At 72.1% G+C, this 17,273-nt stretch carries 19 protein-coding genes and 1 tRNA gene; 11 read left to right on the plus strand and 9 right to left on the minus strand.

Annotated elements, in window-relative coordinates:
• Nucleotides 1-10: 10 nt before the first annotated feature.
• The gene (gene nth, locus ABZY44_RS27870) at nt 11-826 is read right to left on the minus strand and encodes an endonuclease III (RefSeq protein WP_356658468.1); all 816 of its coding nucleotides are present in this window, start codon (nt 824-826) and stop codon (nt 11-13) included.
• Between the two features lie 400 nt (nt 827-1,226).
• Between nth and ABZY44_RS27875 the strand changes: the two genes are divergently transcribed.
• Entirely contained in the window at nt 1,227-1,901 is a 675-nt protein-coding gene (locus tag ABZY44_RS27875) for a Crp/Fnr family transcriptional regulator (RefSeq protein ID WP_003981529.1), read from the plus strand.
• A gap of 158 nt (nt 1,902-2,059) precedes the next feature.
• On the plus strand, nt 2,060-2,863 hold the full coding sequence (locus ABZY44_RS27880; protein WP_356658470.1) for a nucleotidyltransferase domain-containing protein: 804 nt from the start codon (nt 2,060-2,062) through the stop codon (nt 2,861-2,863).
• 9 nt (nt 2,864-2,872) lie between these two features.
• Here the strand turns inward: ABZY44_RS27880 and ABZY44_RS27885 are convergent, their stop codons facing one another.
• The 5 genes from ABZY44_RS27885 to ABZY44_RS27905 all read right to left on the minus strand — a co-directional run bounded on the left by ABZY44_RS27885 (nt 2,873) and on the right by ABZY44_RS27905 (nt 5,940).
• Entirely contained in the window at nt 2,873-3,145 is a 273-nt protein-coding gene (locus ABZY44_RS27885; RefSeq protein ID WP_356658502.1) for a hypothetical protein, read from the minus strand.
• A 5-nt stretch (nt 3,146-3,150) separates the two neighbouring features.
• Nucleotides 3,151-3,996 (minus strand): MBL fold metallo-hydrolase, encoded by an 846-nt coding sequence (locus ABZY44_RS27890; RefSeq protein ID WP_356658472.1) that lies wholly within the window; start codon nt 3,994-3,996, stop codon nt 3,151-3,153.
• Nucleotides 3,993-4,958 (minus strand): NUDIX hydrolase, encoded by a 966-nt coding sequence (locus tag ABZY44_RS27895; protein WP_356658474.1) that lies wholly within the window; start codon nt 4,956-4,958, stop codon nt 3,993-3,995. The genes ABZY44_RS27890 and ABZY44_RS27895 overlap by 4 nt, the downstream gene beginning before the upstream one ends.
• A 350-nt stretch (nt 4,959-5,308) precedes the next feature.
• On the minus strand, nt 5,309-5,779 hold the full coding sequence (locus ABZY44_RS27900; protein WP_356658476.1) for a RidA family protein: 471 nt from the start codon (nt 5,777-5,779) through the stop codon (nt 5,309-5,311).
• Complete coding sequence (locus ABZY44_RS27905) at nt 5,776-5,940, minus strand: DUF4177 domain-containing protein (RefSeq protein ID WP_107089134.1); 165 nt, start codon at nt 5,938-5,940, stop codon at nt 5,776-5,778. The genes ABZY44_RS27900 and ABZY44_RS27905 overlap by 4 nt, the downstream gene beginning before the upstream one ends.
• Before the next feature lie 84 nt (nt 5,941-6,024).
• Here ABZY44_RS27905 and ABZY44_RS27910 point away from each other — a divergent pair, with 84 nt between their 5' ends.
• Both ABZY44_RS27910 and ABZY44_RS27915 read left to right on the plus strand, forming a co-directional pair.
• The gene (locus ABZY44_RS27910; RefSeq protein ID WP_356658478.1) at nt 6,025-7,017 is read left to right on the plus strand and encodes an ArsA-related P-loop ATPase; all 993 of its coding nucleotides are present in this window, start codon (nt 6,025-6,027) and stop codon (nt 7,015-7,017) included.
• A gap of 116 nt (nt 7,018-7,133) precedes the next feature.
• Nucleotides 7,134-8,456 (plus strand): ArsA family ATPase, encoded by a 1,323-nt coding sequence (locus ABZY44_RS27915; protein WP_356658504.1) that lies wholly within the window; start codon nt 7,134-7,136, stop codon nt 8,454-8,456.
• Between the two features lie 60 nt (nt 8,457-8,516).
• Here ABZY44_RS27915 and ABZY44_RS27920 read toward each other — a convergent pair whose 3' ends face one another.
• Nucleotides 8,517-8,867 carry a WhiB family transcriptional regulator gene (locus ABZY44_RS27920; RefSeq protein WP_356658480.1) on the minus strand — a complete coding sequence of 117 codons (351 nt, stop codon included), beginning with the start codon at nt 8,865-8,867 and terminating at the stop codon, nt 8,517-8,519.
• Nucleotides 8,868-9,252: 385 nt separating this feature from the next.
• Here ABZY44_RS27920 and ABZY44_RS27925 point away from each other — a divergent pair, with 385 nt between their 5' ends.
• The gene (locus ABZY44_RS27925; RefSeq protein WP_356658482.1) at nt 9,253-11,529 is read left to right on the plus strand and encodes a transglycosylase domain-containing protein; all 2,277 of its coding nucleotides are present in this window, start codon (nt 9,253-9,255) and stop codon (nt 11,527-11,529) included.
• 141 nt (nt 11,530-11,670) lie between these two features.
• Here the strand turns inward: ABZY44_RS27925 and ABZY44_RS27930 are convergent, their stop codons facing one another.
• Nucleotides 11,671-12,132 (minus strand): GatB/YqeY domain-containing protein, encoded by a 462-nt coding sequence (locus ABZY44_RS27930; RefSeq protein WP_356658484.1) that lies wholly within the window; start codon nt 12,130-12,132, stop codon nt 11,671-11,673.
• A gap of 173 nt (nt 12,133-12,305) precedes the next feature.
• Here ABZY44_RS27930 and ABZY44_RS27935 point away from each other — a divergent pair, with 173 nt between their 5' ends.
• The 3 genes from ABZY44_RS27935 to ABZY44_RS27945 all read left to right on the plus strand — a co-directional run bounded on the left by ABZY44_RS27935 (nt 12,306) and on the right by ABZY44_RS27945 (nt 14,105).
• Nucleotides 12,306-13,244 carry a metallophosphoesterase gene (locus ABZY44_RS27935; RefSeq protein WP_356658486.1) on the plus strand — a complete coding sequence of 313 codons (939 nt, stop codon included), beginning with the start codon at nt 12,306-12,308 and terminating at the stop codon, nt 13,242-13,244.
• Between the two features lie 58 nt (nt 13,245-13,302).
• Nucleotides 13,303-13,992, plus strand: coding sequence for a Pr6Pr family membrane protein (locus tag ABZY44_RS27940; RefSeq protein WP_356658488.1), 690 nt, complete (start codon nt 13,303-13,305; stop codon nt 13,990-13,992).
• Between the two features lie 39 nt (nt 13,993-14,031).
• A tRNA-Pro gene (locus ABZY44_RS27945) sits at nt 14,032-14,105 on the plus strand.
• Between the two features lie 225 nt (nt 14,106-14,330).
• Here the strand turns inward: ABZY44_RS27945 and ABZY44_RS27950 are convergent.
• Nucleotides 14,331-14,546 carry a DUF6243 family protein gene (locus ABZY44_RS27950; protein WP_356658490.1) on the minus strand — a complete coding sequence of 72 codons (216 nt, stop codon included), beginning with the start codon at nt 14,544-14,546 and terminating at the stop codon, nt 14,331-14,333.
• A gap of 308 nt (nt 14,547-14,854) precedes the next feature.
• Between ABZY44_RS27950 and ABZY44_RS27955 the strand changes: the two genes are divergently transcribed.
• Genes ABZY44_RS27955 through ABZY44_RS27965 form a run of 3 tightly spaced genes read left to right on the plus strand, consistent with a single transcriptional unit; the run spans nt 14,855 to nt 17,141 of the window.
• Nucleotides 14,855-15,475, plus strand: coding sequence for an ATP-binding cassette domain-containing protein (locus ABZY44_RS27955; RefSeq protein WP_356658492.1), 621 nt, complete (start codon nt 14,855-14,857; stop codon nt 15,473-15,475).
• Nucleotides 15,472-16,359 carry a metal ABC transporter permease gene (locus ABZY44_RS27960; RefSeq protein ID WP_356658494.1) on the plus strand — a complete coding sequence of 296 codons (888 nt, stop codon included), beginning with the start codon at nt 15,472-15,474 and terminating at the stop codon, nt 16,357-16,359. Before ABZY44_RS27955 ends, ABZY44_RS27960 begins: the two co-directional genes overlap by 4 nt.
• Nucleotides 16,302-17,141, plus strand: coding sequence for a zinc ABC transporter substrate-binding protein (locus ABZY44_RS27965; protein ID WP_356658496.1), 840 nt, complete (start codon nt 16,302-16,304; stop codon nt 17,139-17,141). The genes ABZY44_RS27960 and ABZY44_RS27965 overlap by 58 nt, the downstream gene beginning before the upstream one ends.
• Nucleotides 17,142-17,273 lie beyond the last annotated feature (132 nt).

The following is a 17,273-nucleotide window of genomic DNA, read 5'->3' on the forward strand; positions in this document are numbered from 1 at the left end:
CGGACCCCGCTCAGGACGCGGCGGGGCCGGCGCCCAGCGGCGGGGCCGGGAGGCCCGGGTAGTCCGGCGGCGGGCTCAGACGCTGTCCGGGCCGGCCGCCCTTCTCGTACTTCAGCAGCTTCGCCGCCTTCTCGGGGTCGGTTTCGCCCTCCCCGTAGGCCGGGCAGAGCGCGGCGATCGGGCAGGCGCCGCACGCGGGCCTGCGCGCATGGCAGATCCGGCGGCCGTGGAAGACGACGCGGTGCGAGAGCATCGTCCACTCGCTCTTCGGGAAGATCGCGCAGATCTCCGCCTCGACCTTCTCGGGATCCTCCTGCTCGGTCCACTTCCAGCGCCGCACCAGCCGGCCGAAGTGCGTGTCGACCGTGATGCCCGGCACCCCGAACGCGTTGCCGAGGACGACGTTCGCCGTCTTGCGGCCGACGCCGGGAAGCGTCACCAGGTCCTCGATCCGTCCCGGGACCTCGCCGCCGAAGTTGTCGCGCAGCGCCTGCGAGAGGCCGAGGAGGGACTTGGCCTTGGCCCGGAAGAAGCCGGTCGGCCGGATGATCTCCTCCAGCGCCTCGGGGGCGGCCGCGGCCATGTCCTCGGGGGTGGGATAGGCGGCGAAGAGGGCCGGGGTCGTCTGGTTCACGCGCAGGTCGGTGGTCTGCGCGGACAGGACGGTGGCCACCAGCAGCTCGAAGGGGTTGCGGAAGTCGAGCTCCGGATGGGCGTACGGGTAGACCTCCGCCAGCTCGCGGTTGATCCTGCGCGCCCGCCGCACCATCGCCAGGCGACTCTCGGGCGCGGCCGCCGCGGCCTTCTCGACCTTGATCTCTGCCATGCCTCGAAGGCTACGCCGGACGGCCCGCCGCCCGTGGCCGGACGGGACGTCGGGTCGATCACGGGTTTCTTGGCCGAAACTTTGCCCTGAAGGGGACCGGACCGCGCCCGGAGGACCTAAGACTGGGGCTGTTCGCCCACGGCGGAATTTTCGGGGGCCGTCACTCCTTCGAACCCCTTGGCCTGTGCTCCCACCGGCCTGTTGGACCCACGGCGGCCTCGGGAGCGAGGACCCACAACCGTCGCGGACCTCAGGTAACACCGCCCCGACAGCTCCCTCGCCGCACAGCACACCCGTCCGTCCGGCATCCTTGTGATGAACGTGATTGATCGCACTGTTTGAGCCGTCCGGCAAAATGGGGGAGCGATCCCCCTGGCTGGTCGACATAGGAGAGAGACTCGTGGACGACGTACTGCGGCGTGCCCCGCTCTTCGCGGCGCTCGATGACGAGCAGGCCGCGGAGCTCCGCGCCTCCATGGGCGAGGTGACCCTCGCACGCGGTGATGCCCTGTTCCACGAGGGCGACCCCGGTGACCGGCTGTATGTCGTGACCGAGGGCAAGGTGAAGCTGCACCGCACCTCCCCCGACGGCCGCGAGAACATGCTGGCCGTCCTCGGCCCCGGCGAGCTGATCGGCGAGCTGTCGCTCTTCGACCCCGGCCCGCGCACCGCCACCGCCACCGCCCTGACCGAGGTCAAGCTCCTCGGCCTCGGCCACGGCGACCTGCAGCCGTGGCTCAACGCCCGGCCGGAGGTCGCGACCGCGCTGCTGCGCGCGGTGGCACGACGCCTGCGCAAGACCAACGACCAGATGTCCGACCTGGTCTTCTCCGACGTCCCGGGCCGCGTCGCCCGCGCCCTCCTGGACCTGTCGCGCCGTTTCGGCGTGCAGTCCGAGGAAGGCATCCACGTCGTGCACGACCTCACGCAGGAAGAGCTGGCGCAGCTCGTCGGCGCGTCGCGCGAGACCGTGAACAAGGCCCTGGCCGACTTCGCGGGACGCGGATGGCTCCGGCTGGAGGCGCGTGCCGTGATCCTGCTGGACGTCGAGCGGCTGGCGAAGCGTTCGCGCTGACGCCGGTCGTACGTGTGGAGGGTCCTGCCCGGTCGGGCGGGGCCCTTTCGCGTGCACGGGGTGCGGCGCCGGAGCGCCCGGCGGTCAGGCGGTCCGGCAGGCCGGCGGTCAGGGGCCGGCCCGAGGTCACCGGGCGGAGTGGAGGCACAGTGGGTGCCATGGAGCACAAAGGGCTGGACGCGTACGGGTACTTCGAGCGCGAGGGATCGCTCGGGCAGGTGCAGGCGCAGTTCAAGGGGGTCGTCGCGGCCGCGCGGGAGCGGACCGGGGAGGCGTACGGGAGCCGGCTGCACAGCGCGTACGTGTACGGGTCCCTGCCGCGCGGCACCGCCCGTCCCGGGCGCTCCGACCTGGACCTGCTGCTCGCCCTGCACCACGAGCCCACCGACGAGGACCGCGACACCGCCGAGGTGCTCGGCCGCGGGATCGACGAGGACTTCCCGGAGATCGACGGGGTCGGCATCCTGCTGTACGGCAAGGACCGGCTGCTGAGCGAGCGGGAACGCCACGACCTGGGCTGGTTCCTCGCCTGCCTGTGCACCCCGCTGCTCGGCGCCGACCTGGCCGAGCACCTGCCCCGCTACCGTCCGGACGGCCTGCTCGCCCGCGAGACCAACGGAGACCTGGCGGACCTGCTGCCCGTGATGCGGGGCCGGGCCCGGGCGGCCGCCACGCCCGAGGAGCGCCGGAAGCTGTGCCGTGCCTTCTCCCGGCACCTGGTGCGGACCGGCTTCACCCTGGTCATGCCGCGGTGGCAGGGCTGGACCAGCGATCTCGTGGAGTCCGCGGAGGTCTTCGGGCAGTACTACCCCGAGCGCGCGGCGCAGATGCGGGCCGCGGCGGCCGCCGCGCTCGACCCGGTGGCGGACCCGGCCGTCCTGCGCGCGTACGTCGAGGACCTCGGGCCCTGGCTCGCGGACGAGTACGGGGCCCGGCACGGGACGAAGACGCCCCGGGCTTAGCCCGGCGGCCTACAGGGCCTCCACCGCCCGCTTGGCCTCCAGCAGGCCCGCGCCCGTGGCCTCCCGGTAGGCCTTGATGGCCTCGACGGTCCGTCCCTCGCAGGCCAGGGCCCGTACGCCCTCCAGCCCGGCCGGCTCCGGCTCCTCGATGCCGAAGTGGTCCAGGACCAGCCCGAGGCGGCGCTCCATGCCGTCCGCCCTCCGTTCCAGGGCCTTCATCCGCAGGACCACCGTCGAGGTGATCCAGGCAGCGGTCCCGAGCAGTGCGAGCAGCAGGAACATCGTGTTCACTCAGGGCCTCCAGGGATCAGTCCGTGATCTTGAAGGTACTCCAGCTGTGCCCGTACGGACCATTCCGCGGCCGGCCACAGCGAGCGGTCCACGTCCGCGTAGACGTGCGCGACGACGGCCTCCGGGGTGACGAAGCCGTTCTCGACCGCCGTCTCGATCTGGGCCAGGCGGTGGGCGCGGTGGGCGAGGTAGAACTCCACGGCGCCCTGGGCGTCGTCCAGGACCGGCCCGTGGCCCGGGAGCACCGTGTGGACCCCGTCGTCGACCGTCAGGGAGCGGAGCCGGCGCAGGGAGTCCAGGTAGTCGCCGAGACGCCCGTCGGGATGCGCCACGAGGGTGGTGCCGCGCCCGAGGACCGTGTCGCCGGTCAGGACCGCGCGGTCGGCCGGCAGGTGGAAGCAGAGCGAGTCTGCGGTGTGGCCGGGCGTCGGGACCACCCGCAGTTCGAGGCCGCCGGTGCGGATCACGTCCCCGGCGCCCAGTCCCTCGTCGCCGAGGCGCAGGGCGGGGTCGAGGGCGCGGACCCTGCTGCCGGTCAGCTCGGCGAAGCGGGCGGCGCCCTCCGCGTGGTCGGGGTGGCCGTGGGTGAGCAGGGTCAGTGCGACCCGCTTGCCGGCCTGTTCGGCGGTGGCGATGACCGCGCGCAGGTGTACGTCGTCCAGCGGACCGGGATCGATGACCACGGCGAGGTCCGAGCCGGGTTCGGAGACGAGCCAGGTGTTGGTGCCGTCGAGGGTCATCGCGGAGGCGTTGGGCGCCAGGACGTTGACCGCGCGCGCGGTGGCGGGCCCGGAGACGACGGCTCCGCGGGGCTGGCCGGGCAGGGCGTCGGCGTGGGTCATTCGGGGGCTCCTCCGCGGGTCTCGGGGCGGACCCTCTTGGTGAACTCGTCGTGGCCCGGCCAGCTCAGCACGAGTTCGTCGCCGTCGAAAGCGGCCGTGGCGAGGACGGGGGTCAAATCCTGCGCGGGAGCTGCGGCGAGCGCGGCCGCGGCGCTCGCGAAGGGCTCCAGGGAGCGCAGGGTGGTGATGGTCGGCGGCATCATCAGCAGCTCGCCCTTGTCGTAGCCGGCGGCGGCGTCCGCGGGGCGGATCCACACCGTCCGGTCGGCCTCGGTGGAGGCGTTGCGGGTGCGCTGGCCCTCGGGGAGGGCCGCGACGAAGAACCAGGTGTCGTAGCGGCGCGGCTCGAACTCCGGGGTGATCCAGCGGGCCCACGCGCCGAGCAGGTCGGAGCGCAGGACGAGGCCGCGGCGCTCGAGGAACTCCGCGAAGGACAGCTCCCGGGCCACGAGGGCCGCGCGGGCGGCCTCCCAGTCCTCGCCGGTGGTGTCGCCGACCACGGTGTCCGCGGACTCGCCGGCGAGCAGGACCCCGGCCTCCTCGAAGGTCTCGCGGACGGCTCCGCAGACGATGGCCTGGGCGGTGGCCGGGTCCGTGCCCATCCGCCGGGCCCACTCGGCGCGGCTGGGGCCGGCCCAGCCGATGCGGTGGTCCTCGTCGCGGGGGTCGACCCCGCCGCCCGGGTAGGCGTACGCGCCCCCGGCGAAGGCCATGGAGGCGCGGCGGCGGAGCATGTGGACGGCGGGGCCGGCGCCTCCACTGCCGATGCCGCTGTCGGCGGGGCCGCCGCCGCTGACGCTGTCGCTGTCGCTGTCGCGGAGGAGCATGACGGTGGCGGCGCGTTTGGGGGCGGTCGGCGTGAGGGTGCCGGCGGCGAGGGCGCGGATGCGGTCGGGCCACTCCGGGGGGTACCACTGGCCTCCGGCGGAGGGGGGCTGCTGTCCGTGCTCGGCATTCGGCATGGCGGGATGCTACGGCCATCCGGCCCGATGTTCGAGGCCCAGGCCTCCCACCAGGCACGCGGCCGCGTCGCCCGGACCCGTCGGCGGCTGCGTACGGCACCGCGCGGGCCTGGTCCCCACCCCGCCCGTCTGCAGTCCTGGGGCTCCGCCGGAGGCGTGACCCTGGGCTCCGCCGGACCCGTGGGCGCGGGGCCGCGCACGAGCCCCTGGGGCTCCGCCCCGGATCCCGCGCCTCCAGCACCGGGGGCTGAAACCAGCCCGCCGGCCCCGCCAGAAGGCCCCGGCGGGGCCCACGGACGCCAGTCCGGGGCCCGCCGGGGCCTGAGGGGTGCGCGGGGCGCGAAGGCGGGTCAGGAAGGAAGGATCTCCACCTGGATCTCGATCTCGACCGGGGCGTCCAGCGGGAGGACCGCCACGCCGACCGCGCTGCGCGCGTGGACGCCGCGGTCGCCGAGGACCGCGCCCAGCAGCTCGCTCGCGCCGTTCAGCACGCCCGGCTGCCCGGTGAAGTCGGGGGCCGAGGCCACGAAGCCGACGACCTTCACGACACGCGCGATCTTGTCGAGGTCGCCGATCACGGACTTCACCGCGGCCAGCGCGTTGAGCGCGCAGGTCGCCGCCAGCTCCTTGGCCTGCTCCGCCGAGACCTCCGCTCCGACCTTGCCGGTGACCGGCAGGCTGCCCTTGATCATCGGGAGCTGGCCCGCGGTGAACACGTACGCGCCCGACCGCACGGCCGGCTGGTACGTGGCCAGCGGCGGGACGACCTCGGGGAGGATCAGGCCGAGTTCGGCCAGCTTCGCGTCGACGACGCCGCTCATGCCGACTTCTCCCGCTTCAGGTACGCCACGAGCTGCTCGGGGTTGTTCGGCCCGGGTACGACCTGGACGAGCTCCCAGCCGTCCTCGCCCCAGGTGTCCAGGATCTGCTTGGTGGCGTGGACCAGCAGCGGGACGGTCGCGTATTCGAACTTCTTGGTCATGAGGGCGAGCGTAGTGCCTGCCGCGCCGCGCCCCGGCCCCCCGGCCCCACCCCCACCGCACGGAAGGAATTAGGCTCGGGCCCTGTGAGCAGGCTCCAGGTGGTCAGCGGCAAGGGCGGCACCGGCAAGACCACGGTCGCCGCCGCACTCGCGCTCGCCCTCGCACGCGAGGGCAGGCGGACTCTTCTGGTGGAGGTCGAGGGCAGGCAGGGTCTCGCGCAGGTCTTCGGCGCGGAGGCGCTCCCGTACGAGGAGCGGAAGATCGCCGTCGCCTCGGGCGGCGGCGAGGTGTTCGCGCTCGCCATCGACGCCGAGCGGGCGCTCCTCGACTACCTCCAGATGTTCTACAAGCTCGGCTCGGCCGGCCGCGCCCTCAAGAAGCTCGGCGCGATCGACTTCGCGACGACCATCGCGCCGGGGCTGCGTGACGTGCTGCTCACCGGCAAGGCGTGCGAGGCGGTGCGGCGCAAGGACAAGGCCGGGCGGTTCGTCTACGACCACGTGGTCATGGACGCTCCGCCGACCGGGCGGATCACCCGCTTCCTGAACGTCAACGACGAGGTGGCGGGCCTGGCCCGGTTCGGGCCGATCCACAACCAGGCGCAGGCCGTCATGAAGGTGCTCAAGTCCCCCGAGACGGCCGTCCACCTGGTCACCCTGCTGGAGGAGATGCCCGTCCAGGAGACCGCCGACGGGATCGCCGAACTGCGGCAGGCGGGCCTGCCGGTGGGCCGGGTCGTCGTGAACATGGTCCGCCCGCACCACCTCGACGAGGACGCCCTGCGCGCCGCCGCCGGGGAGCACCGCTCCGAGGTGGCCAGGGCCCTGTCCCGTGCGGGCCTCGGCGGGGCCAGGCGCGGCGGGCTGGCCGAGCGGCTGGTGGATCCGCTGCTCGCGCAGGCCGTGGAGCACGCGAGCCGGGTGGGGCTGGAGCGCGCACAGCGCTCCGCTCTGGAGGAGCTGCGCGTGCCGACGTACGAACTCCCCCTGCTCGGCGCGGGGATGGATCTGGCCGGGCTCTACGGGCTGGCCGCGGAGCTGCGCGAGCAGGTCGGCGGGGAAGGGGAATCGGCATGAGCGAAACCACGGGCACGACCACGGGCACCAGCACGAGCACGAGCACCGTCACCGGCACGGACACGGACACGGGCATGCGCACGAGCACGGCCAGGGGCGCGAGCACCCGCAAGGGCATGGGGACGGGCACCGGCACCGGTGTCGGCACCGGCTTGGACACGCCGCCCCGGCTGGGCGTCGACGCGCTGCTGGACGACCCGCAGACCCGGATCATCGTCTGCTGCGGCTCGGGCGGGGTGGGCAAGACCACGACCGCGGCGGCGCTCGGCGTGCGGGCGGCCGAGCGGGGACGCAAGGTGGTCGTCCTGACCATCGACCCGGCGCGCCGGCTGGCGCAGTCGATGGGGATCGACTCCCTCGACAACACCCCCCGCAGGGTCCAGGACGTGACGGGACCCGGCGGCGGCGAACTGCACGCCATGATGCTCGACATGAAGCGGACCTTCGACGAGATCGTCGAAGGTCACTCCGACCCGGAGCGGGCGCAGGCCATCCTCGCCAACCCCTTCTACCAGTCCCTGTCGGCCGGGTTCGCGGGCACGCAGGAGTACATGGCGATGGAGAAGCTGGGGCAGCTGCGGGCGCGGGACGACTGGGACCTGATCGTGGTGGACACGCCGCCGAGCCGGTCCGCACTGGACTTCCTCGACGCGCCGGGGCGCCTGGGGTCGTTCCTGGACGGCAAGTTCATCCGGGTGCTGATGGCTCCGGCGAAGGTGGGCGGCCGGGCGGGGATGAAGTTCCTCAATGTCGGTATGTCGATGATGACGGGCACGCTCAGCAAGCTGATGGGTGCCTCGCTGCTGAAGGACGTACAGACCTTCGTGGCCGCCATGGACACCATGTTCGGCGGTTTCCGCACCCGCGCGGACGCGACCTTCCGGCTGCTCCAGGCTCCCGGTACCGCCTTCGTCGTGGTCGCGGCGCCCGAGCCGGACGCGGTGCGCGAGGCGGCGTACTTCGTGGAGCGGCTGGCGGCGGAGAGCATGCCGCTGGCCGGTCTCGTACTGAACCGGGTACACGGCAGCGGCGCCGACCAGCTGTCCGCGGAACGGGCCTTGGCCGCCGCGGAGAATCTTGAAGCGGGCGGCATTGTCGATCAGGAGTCCGGGAAAGCTGGACTTCGTGACTCCTCCCACCCCAGCGCGGTCGCCGACGCGGGCGCCGACACCGACAGCGACGCCGACGGCGTCACGGACACCGGTGCGGGGCACGACCCCGACACCGACGTGGACGAGATCACGGCGGGGCTGTTGCGCCTGCACGCGGAACGCATGCAGGTGATCGCGCGCGAACAGCGCACGCGTGACCGCTTCACCTCGCTGCACCCCGAAGTGGCGGTGTGTGAAGTGGCCGCCCTGCCCGGCGATGTGCACGACCTCGCCGGGCTGCGGGCCATCGGAGAGCGACTCGCGGCCGGGGTTCCGGCCGGAGCGTGAGCGTCCGTACGCCACCCCCGGGTGCGGGGGCCGTTTCGTACGCGGGACGGCGCGGGTGATCTACCCGGCCGCCGCGTAGGTCTCGTACGGGACGCCGATCTCCCCGTCGACATCCACGGTGAGGATGCCTGTGCTGCGCTCGTACTCCGTACGCGCGGTTTCGAGCAGTCGCCGCCACGAGGTGACGGTGGGACGCCGGCGCAGCAGCGCACGTCGTTCCCGCTCGGTCATTCCGCCCCACACTCCGAACTCGACACGGTTGTCGAGCGCGTCGGCCAGGCATTCGGTCCGCACCGGACAACCGGTGCACACCGCCTTGGCCCTGTTCTGTGCCGCTCCTTGAACGAACAGTTCATCCGGATCGGTAGTGCGGCAGGCTGCCTGCGCACTCCAGTCGGTAACCCAGCCCATCCCGGCGCCGTCCTCTCCCGAATCGAGGCTCCCCCACGGCGGTAGCGGCATATTCACCGCTGCCAGTTGAGGACGTTACGGAAGCCGGGCACGGCGCAACACCCCCGACGGGCCCAATCTTGAATGGTCCGAACGGACTATGGGTAAGCGGCAGATCACCCGACGGAGTGATCCCGCGACATGCCCGACCATTCCGGCGATCTGGGTGAAATCGGCGGTTCCGTGTGATCACAGGGGGCGGCATTCGGACATGCGTCCACCCATTCGGGAAGGGTGAAAAACAAGCCGAGGGGTTGATGTCCCCTCGCACTGCTGTGACAGTTGAGGGCAGCTTAGGCCAAGGCATTCGCGCGTGTCCGGCGAATGAGAACGTAGGCTGCCCTCCATGGGAAAGAAGCGCTCGGGCGGCGGGCTCACGGGGCCACAGCAGGCCGCCAAGTTCCTCGGTGTGTCCGTTCTCGCCGGAGTCGTGCTCGCGGGCATCGCGATCCCGGGCGCCGGCGCCCTGGGACTCGCGGCCAAGGGCACGGTGGAAGGGTTCGATGAGATCCCGGCCAATCTGAAGACTCCGCCGCTGAGTCAGCGCACCACGATTCTCGACTCCGAGGGTGGCCTGATCGCCACGGTCTATTCGCGTGACCGGCAGGTGGTCCCCCTCACGGCGATCTCCCCGTACATGCAGAAGGCGATCGTCGCGATCGAGGACTCCCGCTTCTACGAGCACGGCGCGGTCGACCTCAAGGGCATCCTGCGCGCGGTCAACCGCAACGCGCAGGAGGGCGGCGCGGCGCAGGGCGCGTCCACGCTGACGCAGCAGTACGTGAAGAACGTCTTCGTCGAAGAGGCCGGCGACGACGAGACGAAGGTGCGCGAGGCCCAGGAGAAGAGCCTCGGCCGGAAGATCCGCGAGCTGAAGTACTCGATCCAGGTCGAGGAGGAACTCGGGAAGAAGAAGATCCTCGAGAACTACCTCAACATCACGTACTTCGGGCAGCAGGCGTACGGGATCGAATCCGCGGCCCAGCGGTACTTCAGCAAGCCGGCCAAGGACCTGACCCTGGACGAGTCGGCGCTGCTGGCGGGCGTGGTGCAGTCGCCGAGCCGGTTCGACCCGGTCAACGACGCGCAGGAGGCGATGAAGCGCCGCAACGTCGTCCTCCAGCGCATGGCCGACATAAAGGACGTCTCGCAGGCGGAGGCGGACGAGGCGAAGGCGAAGCCGGTCCAGCTGAAGGTCGTCAAGCCCAAGAACGGCTGCATCACCGCCGTCAAGGGCGCGGGCTTCTTCTGCGACTACGTGCGCAACTCGTTCCTCGACGACGCCGCCTTCGGCAAGACGCGCGAGGAGCGGGCGAAGGTCTGGAACCAGGGCGGCCTCACCGTCCGCACGACCCTGGACCCGCAGTCGCAGGAGTCGGTCAACGAGTCCATCAAGGACCACGTCGACCAGGACGACAAGGTCGCCACCGCGGTCACCCTCGTCCAGCCCGGCACCGGGCGGGTCCTCGCCATGGGGCAGTCCAAGCCGTACGGCTTCGGCAAGAACGAGACCCAGATCAACTTCTCGGTGGACAAGAAGATGGGCGGCTCGAACTTCGGCTTCCCGACCGGTTCCACCTTCAAGGCGTTCGTCGCGGCCTCGGCCATCGAACGCGGGCTGCCGCCGACCAAGATGTACAACGCCCCGTACGACATGGACTACCCGAGCCCGGTGCAGACCTGCGGTGACAAGCCCTGGGTCAACACGGCCAAGGACCGGGTGGAGAACGAGACCGAGTCCGAGGTCGGGCCGTACGGGATGAAGGAGGCGATGGCCAAGTCGGTCAACACCTACTTCGTGGAGATGATCTCCGAAATCGGCCTGTGCCCCGTCACCGAGATGACCTCCAAGCTCGGCGTGATCCCGGCCAACGGCACCAAGCTCCCCGAGGTCCCGGCCATCGCGCTCGGCACCGAGGGCATGTCCCCGCTGACCATGGCCAACGCCTACGCCACCTTCGCCAACCGCGGCACGTACTGCACCCCGGTCGCCATCGAGTCGATCACCGACTCGCACGGCAAGGCACTGACGGTGCCGAAGTCGAAGTGCGACCGCGCGATGAGCGAGCGGACCGCCGACACCGTCAACACGCTGCTGCTGGGCGTGGTCGACTCGGGTACCGGTCAGCAGGCCGGTCTGACCGACCGGCAGAGCGCGGGCAAGACGGGTACCACCGACAGCCGGTACAACGCCTGGTTCGTCGGCTACACGCCGAACATGTCCGGCGCCACGTGGGTCGGCTCCGGCGGCACCAAGCAGGTGTCGATGGAGAACATCACCATCGGCGGCCACTACTACGACAAGGTCTTCGGCGGCGGTCTGCCGGGCCCGATCTGGAAGCAGGCGGTCTCGGGCGCGCTGTCGGGCCGCGAGGCGCCGGGCTTCAGCACGGTGAACATCCCCGACACCCCGAGCCCGGCCGCGGGCGGCAAGCCGAACCCCAACCCGAACCCCAACCCGAACAAGCCGGGGAAGCCGGGGAAGCCGGGCAACGGCAAGCCCGGTGACGGGCGGCCGGGCGGGCAGCAGACGGCCGCCGGCACCGGGGGCGGGTCCCCGACCGACCCGATCGGCGGGATCGACATCCCGCCGGGCATCATCGGCGGTACGGAGAACCCGTAGGACCCGTGGAAGCATCACGAAGGGGAGGGCCCCCGCCGGATCCGGCGGGGGCCCTCCCCTTTCTCGGCGCTGCCGCTGCTTCCGCCGCTTCCGCCGCTTCCGCCGCTTCCGCTGCCCGCCGCTCGCCGCTCGCCGCTCGCCTTAGGAGAGGTGCTTCTTGACGGCGGCGGCGACACGCCCGCCCTCCGCCAGCCCGGCGACCTTCGGGTTCACGATCTTCATGACCGCGCCCATGGCCCGCGGGCCCTCGGCGCCGGCCGCCCTGGCCTCCGCGACGGCCTGCTCCACGATCGCGTCGAGCTCCTCGTCACCGAGCTGCCTGGGGAGGTAGGTGTCGAGGAACTCGCCTTCGGCGGTCTCGCGCGCGGCCTGCTCGGGACGGCCGCCCTGCGCGAAGGCCTCAGCGGCCTCGCGGCGCTTCTTCGCCTCCTTGGCGATCACCTTGAGGACTTCCTCGTCGGAGAGCACCCGGGCTTCCTTGCCCGCGACCTCCTGGTTGGTGATGGCGGAAAGGGTCAGGCGCAGCGTGGACGAGTGCAGCTCGTCGCGCGCGCGGATGGCGGCGGTGAGGTCTTCCTGGAGCTTGGCTTTGAGCGTGGTCATGTGCATGAGTCTGTCAGGTACGGGGGCCTCGGCGCCCGTTCGTTTCCGCCGCGTGGCCGCCGCCGCGTCCACCCTGCCGATCCGCACCCCGGCCCGTACGCCGATCCGCACTCTCGGTACGCCCTCCCGATCCGCCCTCCCGGTACGGCCGCCGGGTCTGCGAACATGAGGGCATGCGCGCGCGTTACGCAGTACCCCTGAAGGTCACCGCCGGGATCGCCGCGGCGGGAGCCGCCGGTGTGGCCTATGCCGCCGGTTTCGAAGCCCGGTCCTTCCGCCTGCGCCGGGTCACGGTGCCCGTGCTCCCGCGGGGGATGCGGCCACTGCGGGTCCTGCAGGTCTCGGACATCCACATGGTCGGCGGGCAGCGCAAGAAGCGCGCCTGGCTCCAGTCCCTCGCCGGGCTGCGCCCCGATCTCGTGGTGAACACGGGCGACAACCTCTCCGACACGGAGGGCGTGCCGGAGGTGCTCGACGCGCTCGGCCCGCTCATGTCCTTCCCCGGCGTGTACGTCTTCGGGTCGAACGACTACTACGGCCCCCGGCTGCGCAATCCCGGGCGCTACCTGATCGAGAAGACCCAGGGCAAGCACGGGCTGAACGGCAACGCGCCGGTCGTCGGCGCCGTCCACAACCCGTGGGAGAACCTGCGGGACGCCTTCGACGCGGCCGGCTGGCAGAACCTCACCAACACCCGGGGCAGGCTCAAGCTCGACGGGCTGGAGCTGGCCTTCACCGGGCTGGACGACCCGCACATCAAGCGCGACCGCTACGAGCGGGTCGCGGGCGGCCCGGAGGCGGACGCTGACTTCTCGATGGCCGTGGTGCACGCCCCGTACCTGCGCGTCCTGGAAGCCTTCACCGCCGACCGGTACCCCCTGATCCTGGCCGGTCACACCCACGGCGGCCAGCTGTGCATCCCCTTCTACGGCGCGCTCGTCACCAACTGCGACCTGGACACGAAGCGGGTGAAGGGCCTCTCGACGCACGAGGCGCAAGGTCACCGCGCGTACCTCCACGTCTCCGCGGGCTGCGGCACCAACCGCTTCACCCCGGTACGGTTCGCGTGCCCGCCCGAAGCGACGCTCCTGACGCTGACTCCCAAGGCCTAGGTCCAGCTCCAGGCCCCGACCCCGACCCCATGGCACGCGGGTCGAGTACGTTTCCCGGATGACCACACCCGCCGCGCTCCGCGTCACGACCGTCGCCTTCCGCGCGCTGATCGCGGCTGCGGCCTGCGCCGGCATCGTCATCGAGTGCGCGTACGGCAGCGCGCCGCGCGTCCTGAGCTTCTTCACGATCTGGACGAACATCCTGGTCGCGGTGGTCTTCGCCCTCTCGGCCGTGCGCGTCCACCGGCGTGAGCCGGACGTCGGCCCGCTCTGGCGCGGCGGGGTCCTCCTGTTCATCCTGGTCACAGGCCTGGTCTTCCACCTGGTCCTGGACAACCCGGCGAGCCCCTTCAACGTGGTCGAGGACCTCGACAAGCTGTCCGGGGCCCGAGCCGTCGCCAACCAGCTCCTCCACACGGTCACCCCCGTCGGGGCCGTCCTGGACTTCCTCCTCCTCACCGCACCGCGCCGCCTGCGCCCGCGACACGCCGCGCAGTGGCTGGCGTACCCCCTGGCCTACGTGGTCTTCGCGCTGACCCGAGGGGCGCTCCACTCCCCCGGCGTCCGGGGCCGGTACACGTACCCCTTCATCGACGTCGCCGAGTACGGCTACGCCCGGGTCGCCCTGAACTCCCTGGTACTCGGCATCGGCTTCTACGCCCTCGGCCTCGCCCTGGTCGCGCTGGACCACTACCGTCCGCCGCGCGAAAACCGGATTTCGTCTCCGGCCGAGGGTCCGCTAAAGTAATCGATGTCGCCAGGGCAGCAGCGCTGCAAGGGTGGACATCGGGGTGTAGCGCAGCTTGGCAGCGCGCTTCGTTCGGGACGAAGAGGTCGTGGGTTCAAATCCCGCCACCCCGACGCTGTAGTACCAGGTGAGAGCCGGTGCAGAGAAATCTGCACCGGCTCTTTCTGCGTTCGGGTGGCTCACTGAGCGACTACGGGGCGGGGCGGCCTTGAAGGTCTCGCCCGTGGCCGTCGCCCCGGTCTGGGTTACGGGACGGGTCTGTGACGGCGGTAGGGCCCGGGCCGCGTGTCGCGGTCCGGGCCCTGTCCCGTGCGGTGGCGCCCCTCGGCGGCGGTGCGTCAGCTCTGGGCGGTGGCGTCGCCCGTCTGCCCGGCGGCCTCGGCCGCGGCTGCCTTCTCGCGCATCTTGCGGACCAGCTCCGCCTTCTGGTCGGCGGCGCCCTTGCGGTCGAGGTTGCGGTGCGGGCCGTTGTTCTGCCGTTCGGCGCGGGACAGCTTCTTGCGGTGGCCGCCGCCCTGGCCCACGGGGTTGTTGATGTTCTTGCTGTCGGTCACGGGTTCTCCCGGTCGTGTCGTGAAGTGATCTACGGATTCATCGGCGGAGGACGGGCGCGGCGACATCGGAGACGTCAGCAGGGGCCCGTCACGCTCTCCCTCGTAAATCGGGTCTGGAAGAACATGACAAAGACGTTACCCGGTTCCGTCGGTCCCGCCCACCAAGCCTCTCGCCGCCCCGGCGTCCGCCGGGCCGGCGCCGTGTGAGCCGGTGGGACCAACGGATCGCGGTCCGCCGGAACCGAGAGGCCGTCCGCCGCGACTAACTGCCCGCGCGGCACCGGGCCGGCGCGGGCGGAGGGCGTGGGATGGGCGGGCTGGACGTGCGGATGGAAGGCGTGGGCTGCCGGCACGGCCGGGTCGAGGCCGTGGCCGACGTCGATCTGGAGATCGCGGCCGGCGAACGCGTCGCGCTGACCGGGACCAACGGCTCGGGGAAGACCACCCTGCTGCGCGCCGTGCTCGGCCTGCACCGGCACACCGGCTCGATCCTGGTCGGCGGCCGGCCCGGCGACGCGGCCCGGCGGCGCCGGGCCTGCGCCTGGATTCCGCAGAAGCCCGCCGCCGGCCGGTTCCCCCTCCTCGGCGGCGAACTGCTCGCCAGCGGCGGAGACCTCCGCGCGGCCGGCGAGGCCGCCGACCGGCTGGGGGTCGGGCCGCTGACCGGGCGGCCCCTGCACACCCTCTCCGGAGGACAGCTGCAGCGGATGTACCTGGCGCGCGCGATCGGCTGCGTCGCCGCCGGCGCCGGGGTGCTGCTCGCCGACGAGCCGACCGCCGCGCTCGACTTCGCCGGCCAGGACGAAGCGGCCGACGTACTGGCGGCGCTGCCCGTGACCCTCGTCGTCGTCACGCACGACCGGGCGCTCGCGGAACGCTGCGACCGCGTGCTGGAAATGGCCGCCGGGCGGCTGCGGGAGGTCCGGTGACGAGCACCCTGGCCGGCGCCGACATCGGCACCCTGCTCCAGCTGCTGCCCGTACAGCGCGCGGGCGTGGCCCTGCTGCTCGCCGCCGTCGGGCTGCCCGTGATCGGTGTGGTCATCGTCGGACTGGACATCATGCCGGTGCGGTTCGCGATGATGCACGTGGCGCTGCTGGGCATCGCCGTCGGCCTGCTGACCGGCCTCGACCCCATGCTGTGTGCGCTGGTGGCCTGCGCCCTGGCGGGGGCCGGCGTCGCGCCGCTGGCGCGGACGCCGGACGGCCTATCGGGGGCGATGGGGCTGCTGATGAGCCTGGCGATCGCCGCGGCGCTCCTGCTCCTCGCGGTCTCCGGGGTCAACGCCTCCGGCGCGTTCGCGCTGTTGTGGGGGTCGATCCTGTCGGTGGGCGGCGCCGACCTCGTGGTGCTCGGGGTGCTGGCCGTCCTCGTACCCGGCCTGTTCTGGTGGCGGAAGCGCGATGTGGCGCTGCTGCTGTACGACCGGGAGCTCGCGGAGTGCTCCGGCGTGCCGGTGCGGGCGCTGACCGCGGTCCTGCTGGTGCTCGTCGCGGTCGCCGTCGCCGGAGCCATCAAGCTCACCGGCGCCCTGCTGGTCGACGCCCTGACCCTGCTGCCCGCCCTGGCCGCGCGGCGGCTGGGCAGCTCGCTGAGGTCGATCACCGGGTGGGCGGTCGCGATCGGCGTCTTCGTGAACCTGACCGGCTTCCTCGTCGCCCTCTGGCTGGACTGGCCACCCGGTCCCGTCCTCGTCCTGACCGCGGGGGCGCTCGTCCTCGCGGTGCATCTCGTACCCGAACGGAGCATCACCTCATGGCGCCCGGAACCCGCGTCCGCAGCACTGCCCGCATCACCCTTTTCCTCGCACTGAGTACGGCGCTGGCCCTGGTGACCGGCTGCGGCGGCGACGCCGACGGATCCGGCTCCGGCTCTGGCGGGGGTGGTGGGGGTACGGCGGCGGGCAAGGGCGGCAAGCCCGTCGTCGTGGTGACCACCACCTGGGAGGGGGCCTTCGCCAAGGCCGCCGGCGCCGTGGACGTCAAGGTGATCGTGCCGCAGTCGGTGCACCACGCGCCGGACTACGATCCCAAGCCCTCGGATCTCGCCGCCGTGGGCAAGGCCGACTTCGTGCTGTACGCGCCGTTCGAGCCGTACGCCGCGAAGATCAAGGAGGCCGCCGGTTCGAAGGCCGAGCTGGTGGAGGTGAACCTCGACAACGACACCGACAAGGTCAAGGCCGAAGTCGCCCGGCTGGGCAAGCTGTTCGGTACCGAGGACGCCGCCGCGCAGTGGGCGGCCGCCTTCGACGCCGAGTACGGCCGGGTTTCGCAGGACGTCCGGGCCTCCTGGCCGGACGGGAAGAGCCCGGCGGTCGTGAGCCAGGTCTTCTCCACGTGGTCGGCGAAGCTGGCCGGCGCCACCACGGTCGGTACGTACGGGCCGGAGCCGGTCACCCCCGCGCAGCTGGCGGAACTGTCCGCGAAGAAGCCGGCGCTGGTGCTCGACAACGCGCACATGTCCACCGGGAAGGTCCTGCCCGACTCGGGCGCGCGGCAGGTGGAGATCGTCAACTATCCGGGGAACGACCTCGACCTGCTGCCCGTGTACCGCAACGCGGGCGCCGAGCTGAAGAAGGCCATGGGCGGGTCCTGACACCGCGGAGCGGCACGGCGGCGCGGCACGGCGGGTGGCGGGTGGCGGGTGGCGGGTGGCGGGTGGCGACGAAGGCGCCGATCTCGCCGAACGCCTGCACGGGCACGCCCGTACGCGCGGCCTCACCCCCTT

Origin of the sequence: Streptomyces sp. NPDC006544 (assembly GCF_040611715.1) — a bacterium.
In the GTDB taxonomy this organism is placed as follows: domain Bacteria; phylum Actinomycetota; class Actinomycetes; order Streptomycetales; family Streptomycetaceae; genus Streptomyces.